This window comes from Phyllobacterium zundukense (genome assembly GCF_002764115.1).
Classification (GTDB): Bacteria; Pseudomonadota; Alphaproteobacteria; order Rhizobiales; family Rhizobiaceae; genus Phyllobacterium; species Phyllobacterium zundukense.
In genome coordinates this window covers 2362610-2380505 of the sequence record NZ_CP017940.1, presented here as the reverse complement: position 1 = coordinate 2380505, position 17896 = coordinate 2362610, and the positions used below count along the sequence as shown (strand labels likewise).

General features: G+C 57.1%; 15 protein-coding genes. 3 read left to right on the top strand and 12 right to left on the bottom strand.

The features are described 5' to 3' along the window. Positions 1-461: 461 nt before the first annotated feature. Positions 462-1472: an efflux RND transporter periplasmic adaptor subunit gene (locus BLM14_RS12000; RefSeq protein WP_157929523.1), complete on the top strand. Its 1011-nt coding sequence runs from the start codon at positions 462-464 to the stop codon at positions 1470-1472. Continuing rightward, a complete protein-coding gene (locus tag BLM14_RS11995) occupies positions 1469-4615 on the top strand; it encodes an efflux RND transporter permease subunit (protein ID WP_099999572.1) in 3147 nt (1048 codons plus the stop codon). Before BLM14_RS12000 ends, BLM14_RS11995 begins: the two co-directional genes overlap by 4 nt. Positions 4616-4618: 3 nt before the next feature. On the opposite strand, the gene BLM14_RS11990 is transcribed toward BLM14_RS11995, so the two are convergent. The 7 genes from BLM14_RS11990 to BLM14_RS11960 form a co-directional block, all read right to left on the bottom strand. Next, positions 4619-5641 carry an AI-2E family transporter gene (locus BLM14_RS11990; RefSeq protein WP_237143339.1) on the bottom strand — a complete coding sequence of 341 codons (1023 nt, stop codon included), beginning with the start codon at positions 5639-5641 and terminating at the stop codon, positions 4619-4621. Between the two features lie 94 nt (positions 5642-5735). Beyond that, a complete protein-coding gene (locus BLM14_RS11985) occupies positions 5736-6077 on the bottom strand; it encodes a hypothetical protein (RefSeq protein ID WP_099999570.1) in 342 nt (113 codons plus the stop codon). 55 nt (positions 6078-6132) lie between these two features. Next, positions 6133-6627 carry a DUF1269 domain-containing protein gene (locus tag BLM14_RS11980; protein ID WP_099999569.1) on the bottom strand — a complete coding sequence of 165 codons (495 nt, stop codon included), beginning with the start codon at positions 6625-6627 and terminating at the stop codon, positions 6133-6135. 202 nt (positions 6628-6829) lie between these two features. Further along, positions 6830-8503, bottom strand: coding sequence for an alpha/beta hydrolase (locus BLM14_RS11975; RefSeq protein ID WP_099999568.1), 1674 nt, complete (start codon positions 8501-8503; stop codon positions 6830-6832). Positions 8504-8674: 171 nt separating this feature from the next. After that, a complete protein-coding gene (gene arcA / locus BLM14_RS11970) occupies positions 8675-9931 on the bottom strand; it encodes an arginine deiminase (RefSeq protein WP_099999567.1) in 1257 nt (418 codons plus the stop codon). Positions 9932-9946: 15 nt separating this feature from the next. Continuing rightward, positions 9947-11380: a basic amino acid/polyamine antiporter gene (locus BLM14_RS11965; RefSeq protein ID WP_099999566.1), complete on the bottom strand. Its 1434-nt coding sequence runs from the start codon at positions 11378-11380 to the stop codon at positions 9947-9949. Positions 11381-11619: 239 nt separating this feature from the next. Then, a complete protein-coding gene (locus BLM14_RS11960; protein ID WP_099999565.1) occupies positions 11620-13050 on the bottom strand; it encodes a basic amino acid/polyamine antiporter in 1431 nt (476 codons plus the stop codon). Positions 13051-13385: 335 nt separating this feature from the next. Between BLM14_RS11960 and BLM14_RS11955 the strand changes: the two genes are divergently transcribed. Continuing rightward, positions 13386-14684 (top strand): MFS transporter, encoded by a 1299-nt coding sequence (locus BLM14_RS11955; protein WP_099999564.1) that lies wholly within the window; start codon positions 13386-13388, stop codon positions 14682-14684. Between the two features lie 71 nt (positions 14685-14755). Here the strand turns inward: BLM14_RS11955 and BLM14_RS11950 are convergent, their stop codons facing one another. From BLM14_RS11950 to BLM14_RS11925, 5 genes are all read right to left on the bottom strand, one after another. Further along, entirely contained in the window at positions 14756-14971 is a 216-nt protein-coding gene (locus BLM14_RS11950) for a (2Fe-2S)-binding protein (RefSeq protein ID WP_099999563.1), read from the bottom strand. Positions 14972-15018: 47 nt separating this feature from the next. Then, positions 15019-15936, bottom strand: a complete 918-nt coding sequence (locus tag BLM14_RS11945; RefSeq protein WP_099999562.1) for an MBL fold metallo-hydrolase — start codon at positions 15934-15936, stop codon at positions 15019-15021. 289 nt (positions 15937-16225) lie between these two features. Continuing rightward, positions 16226-16633 (bottom strand): cupin domain-containing protein, encoded by a 408-nt coding sequence (locus tag BLM14_RS11935; protein ID WP_204251957.1) that lies wholly within the window; start codon positions 16631-16633, stop codon positions 16226-16228. A 75-nt stretch (positions 16634-16708) separates the two neighbouring features. Beyond that, positions 16709-17464 carry an SDR family oxidoreductase gene (locus BLM14_RS11930; protein WP_099999560.1) on the bottom strand — a complete coding sequence of 252 codons (756 nt, stop codon included), beginning with the start codon at positions 17462-17464 and terminating at the stop codon, positions 16709-16711. Further along, positions 17461-17667 (bottom strand): hypothetical protein, encoded by a 207-nt coding sequence (locus BLM14_RS11925; RefSeq protein ID WP_133123838.1) that lies wholly within the window; start codon positions 17665-17667, stop codon positions 17461-17463. The genes BLM14_RS11930 and BLM14_RS11925 overlap by 4 nt, the downstream gene beginning before the upstream one ends. Between the last annotated feature and the right edge of the window lie 229 nt (positions 17668-17896).

The window sequence follows — 17896 nt, the reverse complement described above, 5'->3', positions numbered from 1 at the left end:
TGCAGATGCAGTTCAGTGGTATAGCTACAAATTCACGGCTCAGTCAGACTCGTACGAGCGCCCGGTTACTACATGCACTAAGATGTCATTCGGTACGGCTGTGCTTTCCCAACTGTGCCAAGCAGATCTCTATGCGCGTTCATGATCAACGAAGAGGAACATTTCGGCCCTTGTTCAAGGGCGACATCCGTTTGTATTGCTCTGCGTCCCAAATCTTGGCAGTGGGTCCAAATCTGGTAGGCAAGGCAGGGAATTTCTTGTCCGTATAATGGCTTCCGATATATATTTCGGCGGTGCGATGATGCGATCGCCTTGGAGATCCAGTATGAATAAAATCTCCTGGACTATCCTAGCCGTCTCTTTTTGCCTCGCCATTTTTTCACCATTGCCCGGACACCTGGCGGCACAAAACGCTGCTCCTGGGGGGCCGGCCAGCTCCCACTGTCGTTGTTCAACCGGTTGTGGATGCGCCGACTGAAACACCCGCTGAGAACATCGGCCGCGTAGAGGCCATGGAAGCGGTCGATGTTCGTGCACGCGTATCGGGATTCATCGAGGAAATTGCGTTCAGGCCGGGCGCCGCTGTAAAAGAGGGCGATGTTCTGTTTGTCATTGAGCCGGCGGGCTACCAGGCTGCTGTTGCCACTGCCAAAGCGCAGGTCGGCCGCGCGGAAGCAGCCCGCCGACAGGCCACGGACAACCGGGACAGAAATGCGGAACTCGTCCGGCGCAGTGCCGTGGCGCGCGCTGCATACGACGAATCCCAGACGGCCCTCGATATCGCGATCGCGGATCTTGCCGCAGCTCAGGCCGGTCTCACCAAGGCCGAGCTCGATCTGTCTTACACACGCATAGCAGCGCCGATCGCCGGCCGTATCGGTCAGCCGCTTTTTACCAGGGGAAATTTTGTCGGGCCGGATGTCGGTGCAATTGCCCGATTGGTGCAGGTCGATCCGGTGCGTGTTGTCTTCTCGGTCACCGAAGGGGACATCACGACATTTCGTCAAAGAGAAGTTGCCGAGATGAAATCCAAGGTCGACGCCATGAAATTGAACCTCAGATTGCCGAATGGCAGCGTTTACAGCCCGCAAGGCACTCTGGAATTCCTGGCGCCAGAAGTTGATTCAAGAACGGGAACAGCAACTGTCGGCGTGGTATTCCCAAATTCCGATGGCTTGCTGATGCCGGGCCAGTTCGTCAAGCTCGTTGTCGGCAGTGTTCAACAGTCTAAGGGGCCATCCGTCCCCCAAACCGCAGTTCTACAGGATCGCGATGGACGGTTCGTGTACGTGATGGGCGAGAACAACATCGTTCATCAACGCCGCATCGACACCGGGGCGAAGGTCGGTGATCTCTGGGCGGTCCGTCAGGGTGTGAAGTCGGGTGAAAAGGTGGTTGTGCAAGGGACGCAACGGCTCTCCGACGGCATCGCCGTCCAGCCGGTCGAGCAAGCTAGCGGGCAACAGCCATGATTTCGGGCTTCTTCATCTCCCGTCCACGGTTCGCAATCGTGGTCGCCATTGTCTTGTGCCTTGCAGGCACCTTGTCAATTTTCGGGCTTCCCATCGCCCAATATCCCAACATCACGCCGCCAAGCATCACGGTTACGGCTCTCTATCCCGGTGCCAATGCAGAGGTCATCGCCAAGGTGGTCGGCGACCCTCTGGAAACGGCGATCAATGGCGTTGATGACATGATATACATGTCGTCAAACAGCTCCGATGCGGGCTCCTACACGCTGACAGTGACCTTTGCCGTCGGCACAGATCCTAATCTTGCTCAGATCAACGTTCAAAATCGTGCCCAGCTCGCTACGGCGCAGTTGCCGGCCGCGGTCTCTCAACAGGGGATTACCGTGCGGGCACGCTCGCCCGATTTCCTGCTGGCTTTTGGTTTCTATTCTCCGGAGCAGGCGCTAAGCGAACTGGACATTGCCAATTACCTTTCCATGAATGTCACAGACGCCCTATCCCGCGTGGAGGGTGTCGGCGAAGCTTCGGTCATGGGATCCTCCCAATACAGCATGCGCGTCTGGATGGATCCCGTGCGCATGGCGGCACTCGAGATAACACCGGACGATGTCGCTGCTGCAATTCAATCGCAGAATATTCAGGCGTCGATCGGGCAGGTCGGTGGCCCGCCTTCGCAAGATAATGCGCAGATTCAGTATACGCTGATCGCCCAAGGGCGACTTGAGGACGCTGAAGCGTTTGGCGACATCGTCGTGAAAACAGGTGATGCGGGTGCTCTGGTACACATTCGCGATATCGGCCGGGTTGAGCTCGGGGCGCAAAGCTATGCGTCCAGCGTTCGAGTGATCGGGGCTCCTGGCGCAATGCTGGTCGTAAATCAGGCGCCGCGCGCTAACGCCCTCGGTACGGCGGATGCGGTGACCAAGGAACTTGAAAATCTCTCGCGACAGTTTCCGCACGGTCTGACCTATGAGCCGGTCTATGATTCGACACTGTTCGTGCGCGCGTCTATCCGCGAAATCATCATCACGCTTGCAATCACCTTCACAATTGTGGTGGCGGTTACCTTCCTGTTTCTTGGCGATTGGCGCGCGACCATTATTCCTGCACTGGCCATTCCCGCATCGCTGATCGCCACGTTCGCCGTTCTTTATGTCGCGGGCTTCTCAATCAATCTCATCACGTTGCTTGCGCTTATACTGGCGACGGGACTCGTCGTTGACGACGCCATTCTCGTCGTTGAAAATGTCCAGCGGCTAATGAAAGAACAGGGATTTGACGCGAAAACCGCCAGCGAAAGGGCCATGCTGCAGGTAACCGGCCCGATCATCTCGACGATGGTATTGTTGGGAGTATTTGTTCCGACGGCATTTCTACAAGGCATTAACGGCCAGCTTTATCAGCAGTTCGCCGTTACAATTTCTGCATCTCTCGTTTTGTCGTCGTTCATGGGTTTGACACTTAGTCCGGCGCTTTGCGCGACTCTTCTGCGCAAGCCCACCGATCTCAGCGGGCCGCTGGCACGGTTCGAGTCCCTGCTCGAAAGGACACGCAATGGGTACGCCCGTGTTGTCAGTGGTCTCGCCCGGCGTATCGTCATTGTTCTTTGCGTCCTCGCTGCCACGATCGTCGCTGCGGCGCTTCTTTTCCTGAATGTGCCGTCGTCGTTCTTGCCCGACGAGGATCAAGGCTTCCTTTTTGTCGATGTTCAGCTGCCCAACGCATCGGCACTTTCGACGACGGAAAGAACGATGCAACAGGTTGAAACGGCGCTGCGGGAAACCGAAGGCGTGGCGAAGGTCGTGACGATATCAGGTTTCAGCCTTCTGCAGAACGGCACTGTCCCGAATGGTGGTTTTGCCATTATCATGTTGGACCCTTGGGAAAAAAGACACGCGCCAACCCTGTCGACGACAGCTATGCTGGCATCGCTGAATGCGCGTTTCTCGAATCTTCCGCAGGCCAGTGTTGCAGTGTTCTCTCCTCCACCCATCCCCGGCATCGGACAGGTGGGGGGATTGGACTTCCGGCTTCAGGCGCGCTTGGGCCAGTCACCCGAAGACATTAATCAGGTGACGCGGGCGCTGATAGCAGCGGTCATCCAGACCTCGGAAGTTGCGATTGCATCCAGTCCATTCTCGGCGGACGTTCCCCGGGTGTTCGTGAATGTCAATCGTGTACGCGCTGAAAGCCTGGGCGTCAGTGTCGACCAAATCTATTCAACGCTTGGCGCTCAATTCGGCGGAAGATATGTCAATGATTTCACACATGACGGCAGAACATTCCAGGTTAACCTTCAGGCGGACCGCCAGTTCCGGGTAATCCCGGATGACGTTCTCAACCTGCATGTCAGAAGCCGCGACGGCGCAATGGTTCCGCTGCGCGCGCTCGTAACGCTCGAACCTGATCTCGGACCGTTTTCGCTGTCGCGGTACAATCTTTTTCCAGCTGCTCCGGTGAACGGAATTCCGGCGGCGGGGACGAGTTCGGCTCGAGCCACGGCGGCATTCGAGAGTGCGGCCTCGCAGGTGCTGCCCGAAGGATACGGCTACGAATGGTCGGGACTGTCCCTGCAAGAACGGCAATCTGCGGCCCAGACTCCCATGATCTTGGCGCTGGCGCTTATCTTCGCGTTCTTGTTTCTTGTTGCTCAATACGAAAGCTGGGCGCTGCCGGTTTCCATTATCCTGTCGCTTTCCTTCGCCGCTCTCGGCGCAATCATCGCCCTCGCGGCCACCGGACTCGAAAACTCGCTGTACGCCCAGATTGGCATCGTTCTGCTGATTGGACTAGCTTCAAAAAATGCCATCCTGATAGTCGAGGTTGCGCGGGTCGAAAGGGAAAGAGGGCTCTCGATTATCGATTCCGCGATTTCAGCGGCGGCCCAGCGTTTCAGGGCGGTCATGATGACCGCGGTTTCCTTTATCTTGGGGATGATCCCTTTGGTAATCGCAACGGGCGCTGGTGCCAACGCCCGTCAAGCCCTTGGCGTCACCATCCTCGGAGGCATGTTGGCGGCGACGACTGTGGGAATCTTGTTCATCCCCGGATTGTTCGTTGTTGTGGAACGATTTGTAGAATGGTTTTCCGGCCGCTTCGCTCGCTCGACCGACGATGCTCGGAAGGGCGACGAGCCGGGATAGCGGTCAAATCGGCTTCCCCGAAGCCAGTATAGCGACCCACCTGGAGGATGGATTGCGTGCGCAATAGACAATGAAGGCGATCAGGATGGGCACGCCGATGAAGGCGCCGGGAACACCCCACATAAAACTCCAAAAAAACACTGCGAAAATTACCGCAAAGGGTGAAATCGAAAGAGAGGTGCCGATCAACAAAGGCTCAAGGTAGCTGCCAATAACGAATTGGATCAGATTGAGTCCCACGAAGACGCCGACCGCCATCGGCCAAGATTCGAATTGGGCAATGGCAAACAAGGTTGGCAATACCGTTGCAACAAACGGACCCAGGAACGGTATATAATTAAGCGTAAAGGCGATCGCACCCCAAGCGGCGGCGAGTTCCAGCCCTGCAACGAGGGCGAACATCCAGACGACGAGACCTGTCAACACACTGGCGAATGTGCGCACGATCATGAAGCGGCGCAACTTGATTCCAATCTCGCGGTTTGCAAGCAGTATCTGCCCTCCATGGGGCTGAGCCGCAGGGGTGCCCAGTCTCTCGTTGAAATCGTCGACCTCGAGCAGACCAAGCATGGTGAAGACAAGGACCAGCAGCGCGAAGCCAGCGAAACTATTGAGCCGCCCAGCCATTCCTTGCGTGAAGCCGACCAGCCACCTCACATCGAAACGGTCGGCGAGTACACCGGCGATCGCGACCCCGTGCCCCTCCAGCCAATCGGTCCAGTTTACATAGATTAGCTGGAATCGACCCGCATTGGCGAACAGCCATTGACCGAGTTTGCTGAAGCCCCAAGCTACCGACGAACTGATGGCAACGATGACCGCGAGCGTTACGACAATGGTGATAAGTAGCGCAATGAGCCGCGGCAACCGCCGCTGCAGCGCGGATTGGATTGGACAGACCAATGCAATGACAAATAGCGAGAATGCGAGCGGAACGAAGATTGCCTGAGCAAAATGGAGGAGGGCAAGGACAAGAATGCCGGTTGCAACAGGTCCAATCATCTGGCTTCCACTTTGTCTTGCCATGTTGACTCTCTGCCGCCATGGGCCTGAGGGAAAATGCGATAGGATCACTGCGCAAGCTGCGGGGCAGCCCGGATTACTCGGCTACGTCAAAGTTTCAATTTTTTCGAGCCGCACCGCTTTTTCGCGTCAACCCGATAAGCAAGCTCAGAAGAATTCCCCCTAAAAGACCGGCGATGCCAACGCCGACGAGAACAATTGGGGTTAACCCGCCTGCACTTTGGGTGACAGCATCGGCGGCATATTCGACGCGGCCGACGAAGCGACCTACATAAGGAATCCGTGCTGCCACCCAGGTCAGGATCAATCCACCGATCGCGCCCGTGAGGGCATTTCCACCTGCGCCGAGACTGAGGCCAGGTGCCCACGCGCCGATGGCAATTCCGCCCGCGGCTCCGCAAAGGATTTCGATTGAGATCGGAACGATTGTCTCCCCCATGAGCACTAATTCTCCTCGTTCCTGCCGAGCCGTGTTCTGGCGGATTGCAAAACGATTACGTTGCCGAAGCTTTCTGCAACGCGTCGCGTAGAATCTGCTCCTTGGTTTCATCAAGGGAAGTTTTGAGCACCACGCCGCCGAAGCCAGATATTTCCTTCAGCACCTTATCGGCGGTCATTTCCTGCACCAGCACGAACAACGCCGCATTTCCCGGTTGAAGGTTGCTCGCCAGGTCTTTCATGAAAGCGTCGTTTATGCCGACATCGGTCAGGGCACCGCCGATAGCACCGGATGCCGCGCCCACAGCCGCGCCGATGAGCGGATTGAGGAAAAGGACACCTATTAGAAGCCCCCAAAAACTGCCCGATATAGCCCCAGCCGCTGTCGTACTTACAAGCTGGTTTAGTTTGATTTTGCCAGCGTCGGTCTTGGTCGCGATGACGGCGTCACCGAGCGTGATCAAATACTCCTTCTGCAGTTCGATGAGGCGACGGCGCACCTCTTCAGCCTTGGTTTCCGTTGGATATACGATGACGATGAGACTAGACATGACCCCTCCAGGTTGCGAGTGCTTGGACGTAAGTAACAAAGTCACATCAAATCATATCGCGCCGACGCAACGAGGAAATTGGCACAGAATCCCGGAATGATGCATTGCGTCTCTTTTTAAGGGGTCTGGTGGCATTTGCTCATGCGCATTCAACAAAGCAGATAAACGCAAAAGATCACCAGCGCCGCGACTGACCAATATCTTATCCGCCCGTGGACGGCTCGGCGTCACTGCGAAACTCGGTTGCGAAAAATGTCTTGAGGCGCGTGACATCATTCGGCCGAAGGCCTTGCGGATCAGTGACAGCGATCCAGGCATCGATGTAGTGTTCCGGTGCGTAAACATGCCCATACCCAATCGGAGATGTCGTGGCTATTGCCATGTCCAGCAAAAGTTGCACCATCGTGACTACAGGGAACCAGCGCAAATCAGGGGAGACGTCGGGACCGCGTGGAGTCTTCATCCAGTCAGGTTCCCGGTAGAGCGAATGAAAATCGAAAAATGTCACTGGGTCGCTGGCATATTGAAGGTAGACGATCCGGATCGGTCCCCAGGTGGCACTCGGAATATTCAGAGCGTTGTTCTGATTGGTGAATCGGATGATCGAGCCGTCACGGAAACGCGGCAACCAGGCGGGTGATCCCGGATTGCGGTTGGCGGTCACTGATTTCCAGGTGCCGCTCTGAAAGGGCGGTCCACTCCACAGTGCGCCTTCAAACGGGTCGGCGACTATATCGAAGAGATCGGCCGAAAGCTCCGAATTCATTGCGCCAAGGCTCAGCCCATGCAGGTACAGTTTGGGGCGGCGATCGCGAGGGAGAGTGATCCAGTAGCGATAGACTTCCCGGAAAAGAGCGTGCCCGGCTTCGGCGCCGTATGCTGGCTCGACCAGTAGCGAGAGCCAACTGCTCAGGTAGGAATACTGGAGGGCAACGCTCGCAACGTCGCCCTTATGAAGATATTCGACAGTGTCCATTGCCGCAGGGTCGACCCAGCCGGTCCCGGTTGGAACAATGACGACCAGGATGGACCTCTCGAATGCGCCGTCGCGCTTGAGCTCCGCCAAAGCCAGCCGAGCTCTTTCCTCAACATTATCTGCGCTATTGAGTCCGACATAAACGCGGATGGGATTGGGGGCGTTTTCCTGAAAGAATTTACCAATTTCAGCGCCTGTCGGGCTGGAAGAAATGAATTGGCGGCCCTGCCGGCCCAATTCCTTCCAGTTAATCAGCGAAGCCACGCTGCCGGTTTTGGCAGGATCGGCCGGCATCGCCAGATTATCGTCAATGATGGCGTCGAGCTGCTGGAATGAGCTATCTGCAATCCGCAACGCTGTTCTGAAAAGAAGGCCTTCCGCGATCGACCAAAACAGTCCGACCGCGAGCAATCCCCCGACTACATTGGACACCCGTCTTGGAAGAAATCGTTCGAACGAGCCCGAGAGAACCATGTAGGTCAGCCTGAAGAGCCGCGCAAGCAGAACCAGCAAACCAAACACCACCAGCGCAATGGCAGCAAGCTCGAAAGGCTCGGCCCTTTGTACTGGATCGAGCCCCATCAGTTTCCGGATGGAGTTCTGCCATTCCGTGGTTTTCCAAAGGAAGAAAGCCGCAATTGCGACGCAGATGGCGATAGTCGCGATCTTCGCTATTTTCCGAGTGCGTGCCCGCGGCAACGGAAGCTCCAGATAGAACCAAAGCCAACGCATCAGTACGCCGACACCATAGCCGAGCGCCGCACAGCATCCGGAAACAACGCCTTGAACAAGATAAGTTCGAGGCATCAGGCTCGGAGTTAAGGATGCAGCGAAGAAGAGAATGCCGACAACCACGCCGATAATTGATGGTGACTTCGCCAATGCGGTTTTCGCCTGCAACTACCCCTCCGCACAGTGTTCGAGTTTTTACTCCCATGCATAAGCGTGCAGCGATGCCTGGCACAAATGCAGTTGTTGGGCTACCAAGTAATCTCCGCCGTGGCTCAGTCGCAGTTTGTATCTATACAGCCGTCTGCGCGGTATTCGCGAGGCTATCGCAGGATGCCAGGATCAGTAATCCACCGGATCACGGCTGATTGGACAGGTCATGCAATGACCGCCACCACGACCGCGGCCGAGTTCGGCGCCTGTGATGGTGATGACCTCGATGCCCTCCTTGCGCAGCAGCGTGTTGGTGTAGGTGTTGCGGTCGTAGGCGAAGACAACGCCCGGGGAAGCGCAAACGAGATTGGCGCCGCTGTCCCACTGGGTGCGTTCACGCATATAATCATTACCACCTGTCTCGACCACGCGCATCTTCTTGAAACCGAGAGCGTCGCGAACAGTCTCGACGAATGTCCCCTTATCCTTATGCAGCTCGACCGTTCCCGGTTTTTCACCAGGCCGGTAGGAAAAGGCATCGATGCTGTTGACGATATCCGGATAGAGCAGCACGCAATCGCGGTCTGCGAACGTGAACACCGTATCAAGATGCATTGCGGCACGCAGCTTGGGCATGGCAGCAACGATCACGCGCTCCGCCGCCCCCCTCTCGAAGAGCGTCGCCGCAAGCTGGCTGATTGCCTGGCGCGAGGTGCGCTCGCTCATGCCGATAAGCACGTTGCCCTTGCCGATCGGCATCACGTCGCCGCCCTCCAGAGTGGAGAGGCCCCAGTCTTGCGTCGGATCGCCCCACCAGACGTTGACCTTTCCGGCAAAGCTGGGGTGGAACTTGTAGATTGCGGTGGTGAGGATTGTCTCCTCATGGCGTGCCGGCCAATATAGCGGGTTCAGTGTAACGCCCCCATAGATCCAGCACGTCGTATCTCGTGTGTAAAGCGTATTGGGAAGCGGCGGCAACAGATACTCGTTTACACCGGCCGCGTCCCTGACCAATTTCAGCATTTCTCCGCCATGCGTTTCGGGGAACTCATAGGTTGAAAGGCCGCCGATCAGGGTCTCTGCAAGCTCCCGATTGGGCAAGCCCTCCAGATAACTGCGTATCTCATCGACCAGGCCCAGTCCGACCTGGTTCGCAACCACCTGGTTGTCGAGAATCCACTTCTTTCCTTCGGGGATCGCGACTGTATCGGTGAGCAGATTGTGCATCTCCAGCACCTCCGTGCCACGGTCGCGCATTTTGGTCATGAAGTCGAAATGGTCACGTTTGGCATTGTCGACCCAAAGCACGTCGTCAAAGAGCAACGCATCGCAATTGCTCGGCGTCAGCCGCTGATGCGCACGGCCTGGTGCGCACACCAGAACCTTGCGCAACTGGCCCACCTCGGAATAAACGCCAAAACCGGTAGTATCGGGAGAAGCTGACATGTTGGACCTCCTGAATTAAATGGCGATGTAGCCGGTCGCGAGTCCGATCAGCGCCGCGATGCAGCCGATTGCTGCGACGGCAAAGATGGCCCAGTCGGCTGTGGTGTTGAACACCTGCTTGCCCTGCTCGCGGCGGGCCCAGAAATAGAGCAGTGTGCCAGGTGCATAAAGAAGCGCGGAGAGCAGAACGAATTTCGGCCCGCCTGCCAAAATCATGAAGACTGTGTAGATGGCGGCGACAGAGGCTATGATGAGGTCGCGAGAGCGCTCCTGCGGACGTGTCTCGTAGGTTTCCCCACGCCGGGCGAGCAATAAACCGAAAGCCGCCACGAAGAGGTACGGAATCAATGACATGGCGCTCGTCAAATTCAACATCAGCGCGAAGGCATCCCGCGACCAGTAGGTACTGATGACGAAGATCTGCACCACGATATTCGTCAGCCACAGGGCGGCCGCGGGAACCTTGTTCCGGTTCTCTCTTGCAAAGAGCCTCGGCATATCATTGGTTCTTGCAGCAATGAACAGCACCTCAGCACATACCAGCGACCAGGCAAGATAAGCACCGAGCACCGAGACGATCACCCCGACGCTGATGAAAACCGCCCCCCAGTGGCCGGCAACGGCCTCGAGCACCCCGGCCATCGAAGGTTGGCCCATGGCGGCGATTTCTGCGCGGGGCAGGGCGGCATAGGGCAGGAGCGTCACCAGCACCATCAGGGTCGACACGCCGATGAAACCGAGGATCGTTGCCGTCCCGACATCGGAGCGTTTGGATGCATAGCGTGAGTAGTTGCTCGCACCCTCGATGCCGATGAAGACGAATACCGTTGCCAGCATGGTCGCGCGCACCTGGTCGAAAAGACTTGCATCCGGCATCCCCACCCCGCCCCAGAAATTGGCGCTGAACATTTCCGCTTTGAAGAACAGGAAAAGTATCAGGATGAAGAGCAGAATCGGGACGATCTTGGCAATGGTCACCACGGTATTGATAAAAGCTGCCTGCTGGACGCCCCTCAGGATCATGAAGTGAAAAAGCCAGATGCCGATTGAGGCGACGACGATCGCGACCACCGTATTGCCGTCTCCGAACACAGGGAAGAACAGCCCGAGGGTCGACTTGATCAGAACCCAATAGGAGACGTTACCGATGCAACTACCGATCCAGTAGCCGAAAGCTGACAGAAAGCCTGGATAGTCGCCAAAGCCTTCCTTGGCATATGCGAACACGCCCGCGTCGAGATCGGGTTTTCGCTCGGCGAGTGCCTGGAAAACGCGGGCAAGCATGTACATGCCACCCCCGGCGATACACCAGGCTATGATCGCGCCAAACGGGCCGGTGGCATTGCCGAAGGTGCGTGGGAGAGAAAAAATGCCGGCGCCGACCATAGACCCGACGACCATGGCGGTGAGTGCGAACAATGAGAATTTCTGAGTAGAGTCTGAAGCCATGGTGTCCTCTACAAAACTTTATCAAGTGTTCCCGGGCGTCGACCGCTGGGAGTTCTCATTTTGAGATTATAGTGTTGTTGGGGTCTCCAGGGGATCAGCACAGAATCCCACGACTATTCCTAGCGTCCCGATTTTCTGAACAACGTCCGAAAGAACAACGCTATTGCGAGCCCGGCTAGTCGAGGCGTAACGTTTTGGTCCAAGCTCGTTATTCCGGCATACACCATCGCGACGCTTGGCTAGACGGGAGTGAGACCTGCGGCGATGGCATAGATCGCTACCGCGGCGCCAAAAACTGCAACTGCGAACATGGCCAGTTCGATTGGCGAGAACAGCGCTTTGCTCCGTTCGCGGCGCGCAATAATATACAGAATTGAACCAGGACCATAAATCACGGCCGACAGCAGCAGGTGGTTCGCTCCGGCTGCATAAATCAAGCCCGCAGTGTAAATCAGGGCGATGCCTGCCCGCGCCAAATCCGTCCTGTGGCCAGATGGATCCCTGTCATAGGTTTCGCCGGTCCAGGCAAGTTTAAATCCGTAGGCAGCAACGAGAAGGTAGGGGATGAGGATCATGGAGCTCGTTAGCTCGAGCGCAAGCCTGAACGCATATTGCGTAAACAGCGTCAGGATCAAAAACGTCTGGACGACGATATTGGTAAGCCACAGGGCATTGGATGGTACCCCGTTCCTGTTCTCGTGCGACAAAAACTGCGGCATGGTTTCGTATCTGGATGCCGAAAACAGAATTTCTGCGGCGAGAAGCACCCACGACAGATAGGCGCCCAAAACGGAAATCAACAAACCCAAGCTGACAAATATTGCCCCCCAGGGTCCGACGACCGCTTCGAGAACACCGGCCATGGATGGGTTGCGCAGCGCCGCAAGATCTGGACGCAGCATGACGCCATAGGACAGGATTGTAACAAGAGCAAGCAGGCACAACACACCGAGGAAACCCACAAGCGTCGCCACACCGACATCGTTGCGGTTTCGCGCGTAACGGGAATACACACTGGCCCCTTCGATTCCGACGAACACGAAGACTGTCACAAGCATGGTCGCGCGGACCTGGTTGGCGACATTGTTGAAGCTCACGTCCTCACCGCCCCAGAAATTGGTGGCGAAAATATCGGCGTGGAAGCCCCCGACCACAAAGACGATGAAAAGGAGAATTGGAATAATCTTGGCGAAAGTCACGACGGTGTTGACAGCGGCCGCGCCCCTGACCCCGCGTAGTATGAGCGTATGGAAGATCCAGAGAAGGACCGACGAAAAAAAGATCGCTATAATCGTGTTGCCGTCTCCAAAGACGGGAAAAAACAAGCCAAGTGTCGACTTGATCAGCACGAAATACGAAACATTGCCGAGACAGGCAGCCGACCAATAGCCAAGTGCGGACAGAAACCCGAGATAGTTGCCGAATCCGGCTTTGGCGTAAGCATATATGCCTGTGTCCAGGTCGGGCTTTCGTCGTGACAGCGTCTGGAATACGAAGGCCAGCATGAGCATACCCGTACCGGCGATCGACCATGCGATCAGTGCGCCAAATGGTCCAGTTACCCGCCCGAAGGCCTGTGGCAAAGAAAAAATCCCAGCCCCGACCATCGAGCCCACGACCATCGCCATCAATGTCCAAACGGAAAAATACGGTTTTGAAGCTGAAGCCATGTTGCTCACACGCTCGTGCCGAGATTGTCGTGTCAACCGGCTGGGGCCGGCTAGGTCACTCTAGCGCTGCCCTGGCGGCTCCGTAATCAGCATGGAATCCCAAAACTATGCTCCACGTCTATTTCAGCCTGGAATGATTCCGAGGCAATAGCGAGGCCGACCGGTCCGGGCTATGCTTCGGTACGCAATATCTGAATAGGCCGAACGATTAGCCACAGATCCATCCCTTGGGATTCCGATCCAAGAGTAATCAACGTTCCGGAAACGCTCTAGGGCAAGGATATGCCGATCAACGATTGTCAGACATACCGAGCACTGCAGCAGCAGGATTGCCAATGCTTTCCGTTCTTGAGAACCGGACATATCGCCACCTGTTCTCGGCCCAGGTCATCGCCCTCCTCGGTACGGGGCTGGCGACAGTGGCGCTGGGACTGCTGGCCTATGACATGGCAGGAAAGAACGCTGGCGAGGTCCTTGGCACGGCCTTTACTATCAAGATGATCGCGTATGTTGGCATCGCTCCGATTGCGGCAGCCTTTGTCGAGCGATTGCAGCGTCGTTTCATGCTTGTCAGCCTTGATCTCGTACGCGCGCTTGTAGCGCTGGCTTTGCCTTTCGTGAAAGAAATATGGCAAATCTATTTGCTAATTTTCGTGCTCCAATCGGCTTCGGCCGCGTTCACGCCGACTTTCCAGGCGACGATCCCAATAATACTGCGTGATGAAGATGATTACACGCGGGCGCTCTCGCTCTCCCGGTTGGCCTATGAACTTGAGAGCCTTGTCAGTCCTATATTGGCGGCGGCTTTGCTGAGCGTAGTGAATTTTCATAGTTTGTTCGCCGGCACCGTCATCGGGTTTCTCGTTTCGGCTGCGTTGGTGATGTCGGTTATCGTACCAAGTCCGAGACCGCCCGAACGCCGCGGCATTTATCACCGAATAACGCAGGGAGTTCGCATTTTTGCAGCAACGCCGCGCTTACGGGGATTGTTCACACTGAACGTCGGCGTGGCAGCAGCAGGCGCGATGGTAATGGATAATACGGTCGTGATGGTGCAATCTGATTTCAGCCTGTCACAAAGCTCGGTGGCTTTGGCTTTGGCTGCCTATGGTGGCGGCTCAATATTGGCGTCGATCGTTTTACCTGACCTGCTTGAGACTATCTCCGACCGTTTGGCCATGCTGATCGGCATGTTATTGCTTTCGTTGGCGCTTTTGGCGGGAGCGGTGATCTCTTCCTACGGTTCTCTAGTGGTGCTCTGGTTCGTACTCGGCGTCGGATATTCCATAGTGCAAACGCCATCGAGTCGACTTTTGCGAAGGTCCGTGCGTCCGGAGGATAAACCTGCGGTATACGCCGCCCAATTCGCACTATCCCATGGGTGTTGGCTGGTTGCCTATCTTCTGGCCGGATGGCTGGGCGCGACATTCGGTCTAACAATCACCTTCGTCGGACTGGCAGGCATTGCTGGACTGTCTCTTCTGCTGGCTGCCCTGGTTTGGCCCGTCGACGATCCGCTTGTCGCGGCGCTGGATTATTCACATGTGAAGGCGGGAAATGACGAGGTCGGCAAGCGGAGCGCCAGTTCGATTGCTGGCGCGCACCATCATGATGTTTGGCCACCAGATCATTGATACGCTCGCAATCCATATCAGAAATTCCGCCTGAGATTGGGGTCTGCTCCGGCAGCGGCTCGGCGGCCAAGTCAGGGTTGCAAGGACCGCGCGCAGCCGTTGCAGGACGCCGCATGGGTGCTGCCAAGCGACTCGTCCATGATGCGGCGGATGGTGCGCGCGCAGCGGCCGCACTGTGCGCTGCAACCGAGACAGCCATAGACCTGGCTAATCGAGTGCGTCCGCTCCGCCTCGACGGCGGAGCGGACATCCTGATCGCTCAACACATTGCACGAACAGACAATCATGGGATGGTCCTCGACGGCTACCTCTTCACCCCTGACCCAGAAAGCGGTCAGTAGTCCCAGAATATCGGTACCCAACGAAAGGTATCGCCGTCGACCGCCACATGGCCGACGGAGGGGAACGGCAGGTGAGTGGCCACCAGCAACTCGCCGCTCGCCGCCAGCTCCCGCAAAAGACGGACCCGGACGCGGGCCGCCTCCTCGGGGTCGTGTTCGAAGCCGTTGTACCAGTCGGGGTGCTCGAACCCGACCGCGAACACAGCATCGCCTGCGAACATCAGCCGGTCGCCGCCGGACGCGAGGCGCACCACGCTGTGCCCGGGCGTGTGGCCGCCAGTGCGGGTGACGACCACCCCCGGCGCAACCTCGTACTCCTCCTCGAACGTCCGCAGCTGGCTGCGGTACTCTTCCGCGAACCGCTTGGCGGCCGCCCGAAGCGCGTCCGGGAACCCCTGCGGCATGGAGACGTGGGAGAAATCGGGGTGCGTCCAGAACTTGACCTCGGCGTCTGCCACATGGATTCGCAGGTCCGGACGCAGCTGCTCCTTCACCCCGTCGACCAGCAGCATGCCAATGTGGTCCATGTGCATGTGGGTAAGCACCACGTCGGTCACGGACGCAAGATCGATGCCGGCGGCCTCCAGTCGATGGGCCAGTTGCCCGGCCTTCGGCAAGTTCAAGTCCGGGTCATCCCCCAGGCCAGCATCGATGAGTATGGTCTGGCTGCCGCTACGCACGACCACCACGTTGAGCCCCCAATCGAGCATGTCCGTCGGCAGGAAATTGTAGTCTGACCAGGCCGCCCGCGCGGCCGGGTCGGCGTTGTGACCCAACATCGCGCCTGGCAGCGTCAGCACCCCGTCGCTGATCACCATTACGTCAATCTCGCCGATCTTCAGCGCGTAGCGCGACGGAACCAACTCGTCAGGTCCCGGTCTACCGGAATGTGAAGTGTTATCCAAGCTCATGTTAACCTCCTGTGACGTACCTTTTCTGACTGTATTTCATTACTTCCGTTGGCAATGGAGTTGGAATCACGCTGTGGTATAGGCTGCATATAGCCAACGCATAGGAATCTATGAGTCCGAAGCGCACGTAAGGCGAAGCACTGCGGAATTCCCGCGCCATTCGCCCGGTCGCCCCCACGACCGTGATTTTCATCGACGTGCTCCTCCCTCTATAATGCCGTGAACAGCGGTCTGATTTCGCCCCTGCCAGGCAGCTGGCAAACCATCGGACCTTCGCCTGCTTGGGGAGTCACTCCACCGGCAGGACGACCGGAGCGTCCTTGTTCTTGAGCAACACAACGATGAATTTCGCTGGTTCGGTCGTGCTCGCGTTGCGGCTGACCAGGTGGATGTCGGAAGGACCTTCGTAGAAGGTCTCCCCCGGCGACAAGGTGACTTCCTTTTCTCCCTTGACCTGCATCACGATCGAGCCCTCGAGAACGTAGACGAATGCATTTGCGTCGTGTTTGTGGATGGGATCGGAACCTCCTGGCCCATACTCGACGGAAATCATCAGGCCCTCCTTGCCCGGATAGTTGGGAAGGTCCTTGCTCATGAGCGACGTGACCTTTGCAGTGTTTTCGGCGGCGGCAACCGGCAAAGTGCCAAGCAGGCAAACTGAAGCCGACACGAACAGTGTTAACAAAGCTGACTTCATTGTCGTTATCCCTTTGGTTGTTGAATGCATATGTGCGTTCGAAAAGACCAGCCCACAGGTGGTTCGACGCTTGGCTTACTTCGGCTGTTGGGACGAACGGAACCAGTCCTCGAAGCCGACCTTGCCGAGCCGCGCACCTTCGCTGGGCACGAGCGACTGATCGTTGAGTTCAGATCCGAAATAGCGCGCGTGGACGTCTGCCTCGACCGCTCGCGGGTCGTTGGCCGCTTTCAGATACCGGGCAATGATCTCGTTCATGGGAGCGCGTTCGGGACCCGCAATCTCGATCGTGCCGTTGAGCGGCTTTCTGAGGGCGACATCCGCCACCGCATCGGCAACGTCGTCCGAGGCGATAGGCTGGAAAGCGGCGGGCGAAAGACGCGCGACGGTACCGACGGTTCCTCCATCGGCGATGCCCTTCAGGAATTCCATGAACTGGGTGGAATGGACGATCGTGTAGGGAATCGGCGATTCCTTGATGAGCCTCTCCTGGGCAAGTTTGGCCCTCATATACCCGCTTTCCGGCAACCGCTCTGTTCCGACGATCGACAGGGCAATGTGGTGCTTTACGCCAGCCTTGGCTTCGGCGGCGAGCAGATTGCGCCCGGCCGTTTCAAAGAACTCCAGCACGGCCTTGTCGTCCCATGATGGCGCGTTTGCAAGGTCAATGACGACCTCGGCACCGACCAGCGCTTCGGCTAGGCCTTCGCCGGTGACGGTGTTGACGCCAGTGTTTGGCGACACGGCAAGAACCTCGTGGCCTTTGTTGCGCAAACGTACTGCGGTCTTGGAGCCGATGAGCCCGGTTCCACCGATAATAACAATTTTCATAACCTATCTCCCTTGTTGTGGACCTTTCGGGCGATCGTCGGGTACGCCATTGACGTGCACGTGCAGCCGTAGAGCTGTGCACGAACGGCAACAAGATCGCGGATTGGGTCTTCGATAGAACTTTCACGGCTGGCAGCTAGAAACTCGGTGAACTTCTGGAATAGATCGGCCGACTGTTCTGCAGAGTTGACACGCTGAGTCATTCTCGTCTCCTCGATCTGGTCGATCGCTTCCGACAATAGTTGGAGAGACGAAACCATTCTATCACGTATGGGGCATAACGCTTTAGTCATCGGGTTTAGTCGACCCATACTCAAGTTTAGAAGGGGCCGATAGAAGTGTGTTGCCGACTCGTAGCTTTAGCTCGATGCCGTGCCGCTCTCCGACCTCACGATGCCCAAGCCCTTGACCAAACCGCCCCGAAGGCTACGT

Coding starts and splice junctions, on each gene's coding strand:
- BLM14_RS11995 (WP_099999572.1), top strand. CDS start 1,469: ATGATTTCGGGCTTCTTCATCTCCCGTCCACGGTTCGCAATCGTGGTC.
- BLM14_RS11990 (WP_237143339.1), bottom strand. CDS start 5,641: ATGGCAAGACAAAGTGGAAGCCAGATGATTGGACCTGTTGCAACCGGC.
- BLM14_RS11985 (WP_099999570.1), bottom strand. CDS start 6,077: ATGGGGGAGACAATCGTTCCGATCTCAATCGAAATCCTTTGCGGAGCC.
- BLM14_RS11980 (WP_099999569.1), bottom strand. CDS start 6,627: ATGTCTAGTCTCATCGTCATCGTATATCCAACGGAAACCAAGGCTGAA.
- arcA (WP_099999567.1), bottom strand. CDS start 9,931: ATGTCAGCTTCTCCCGATACTACCGGTTTTGGCGTTTATTCCGAGGTG.
- BLM14_RS11965 (WP_099999566.1), bottom strand. CDS start 11,380: ATGGCTTCAGACTCTACTCAGAAATTCTCATTGTTCGCACTCACCGCC.
- BLM14_RS11960 (WP_099999565.1), bottom strand. CDS start 13,050: ATGGCTTCAGCTTCAAAACCGTATTTTTCCGTTTGGACATTGATGGCG.
- BLM14_RS11955 (WP_099999564.1), top strand. CDS start 13,386: ATGCTTTCCGTTCTTGAGAACCGGACATATCGCCACCTGTTCTCGGCC.
- BLM14_RS11950 (WP_099999563.1), bottom strand. CDS start 14,971: ATGATTGTCTGTTCGTGCAATGTGTTGAGCGATCAGGATGTCCGCTCC.
- BLM14_RS11945 (WP_099999562.1), bottom strand. CDS start 15,936: ATGAGCTTGGATAACACTTCACATTCCGGTAGACCGGGACCTGACGAG.
- BLM14_RS11935 (WP_204251957.1), bottom strand. CDS start 16,633: ATGAAGTCAGCTTTGTTAACACTGTTCGTGTCGGCTTCAGTTTGCCTG.
- BLM14_RS11930 (WP_099999560.1), bottom strand. CDS start 17,464: ATGAAAATTGTTATTATCGGTGGAACCGGGCTCATCGGCTCCAAGACC.
- BLM14_RS11925 (WP_133123838.1), bottom strand. CDS start 17,667: ATGACTCAGCGTGTCAACTCTGCAGAACAGTCGGCCGATCTATTCCAG.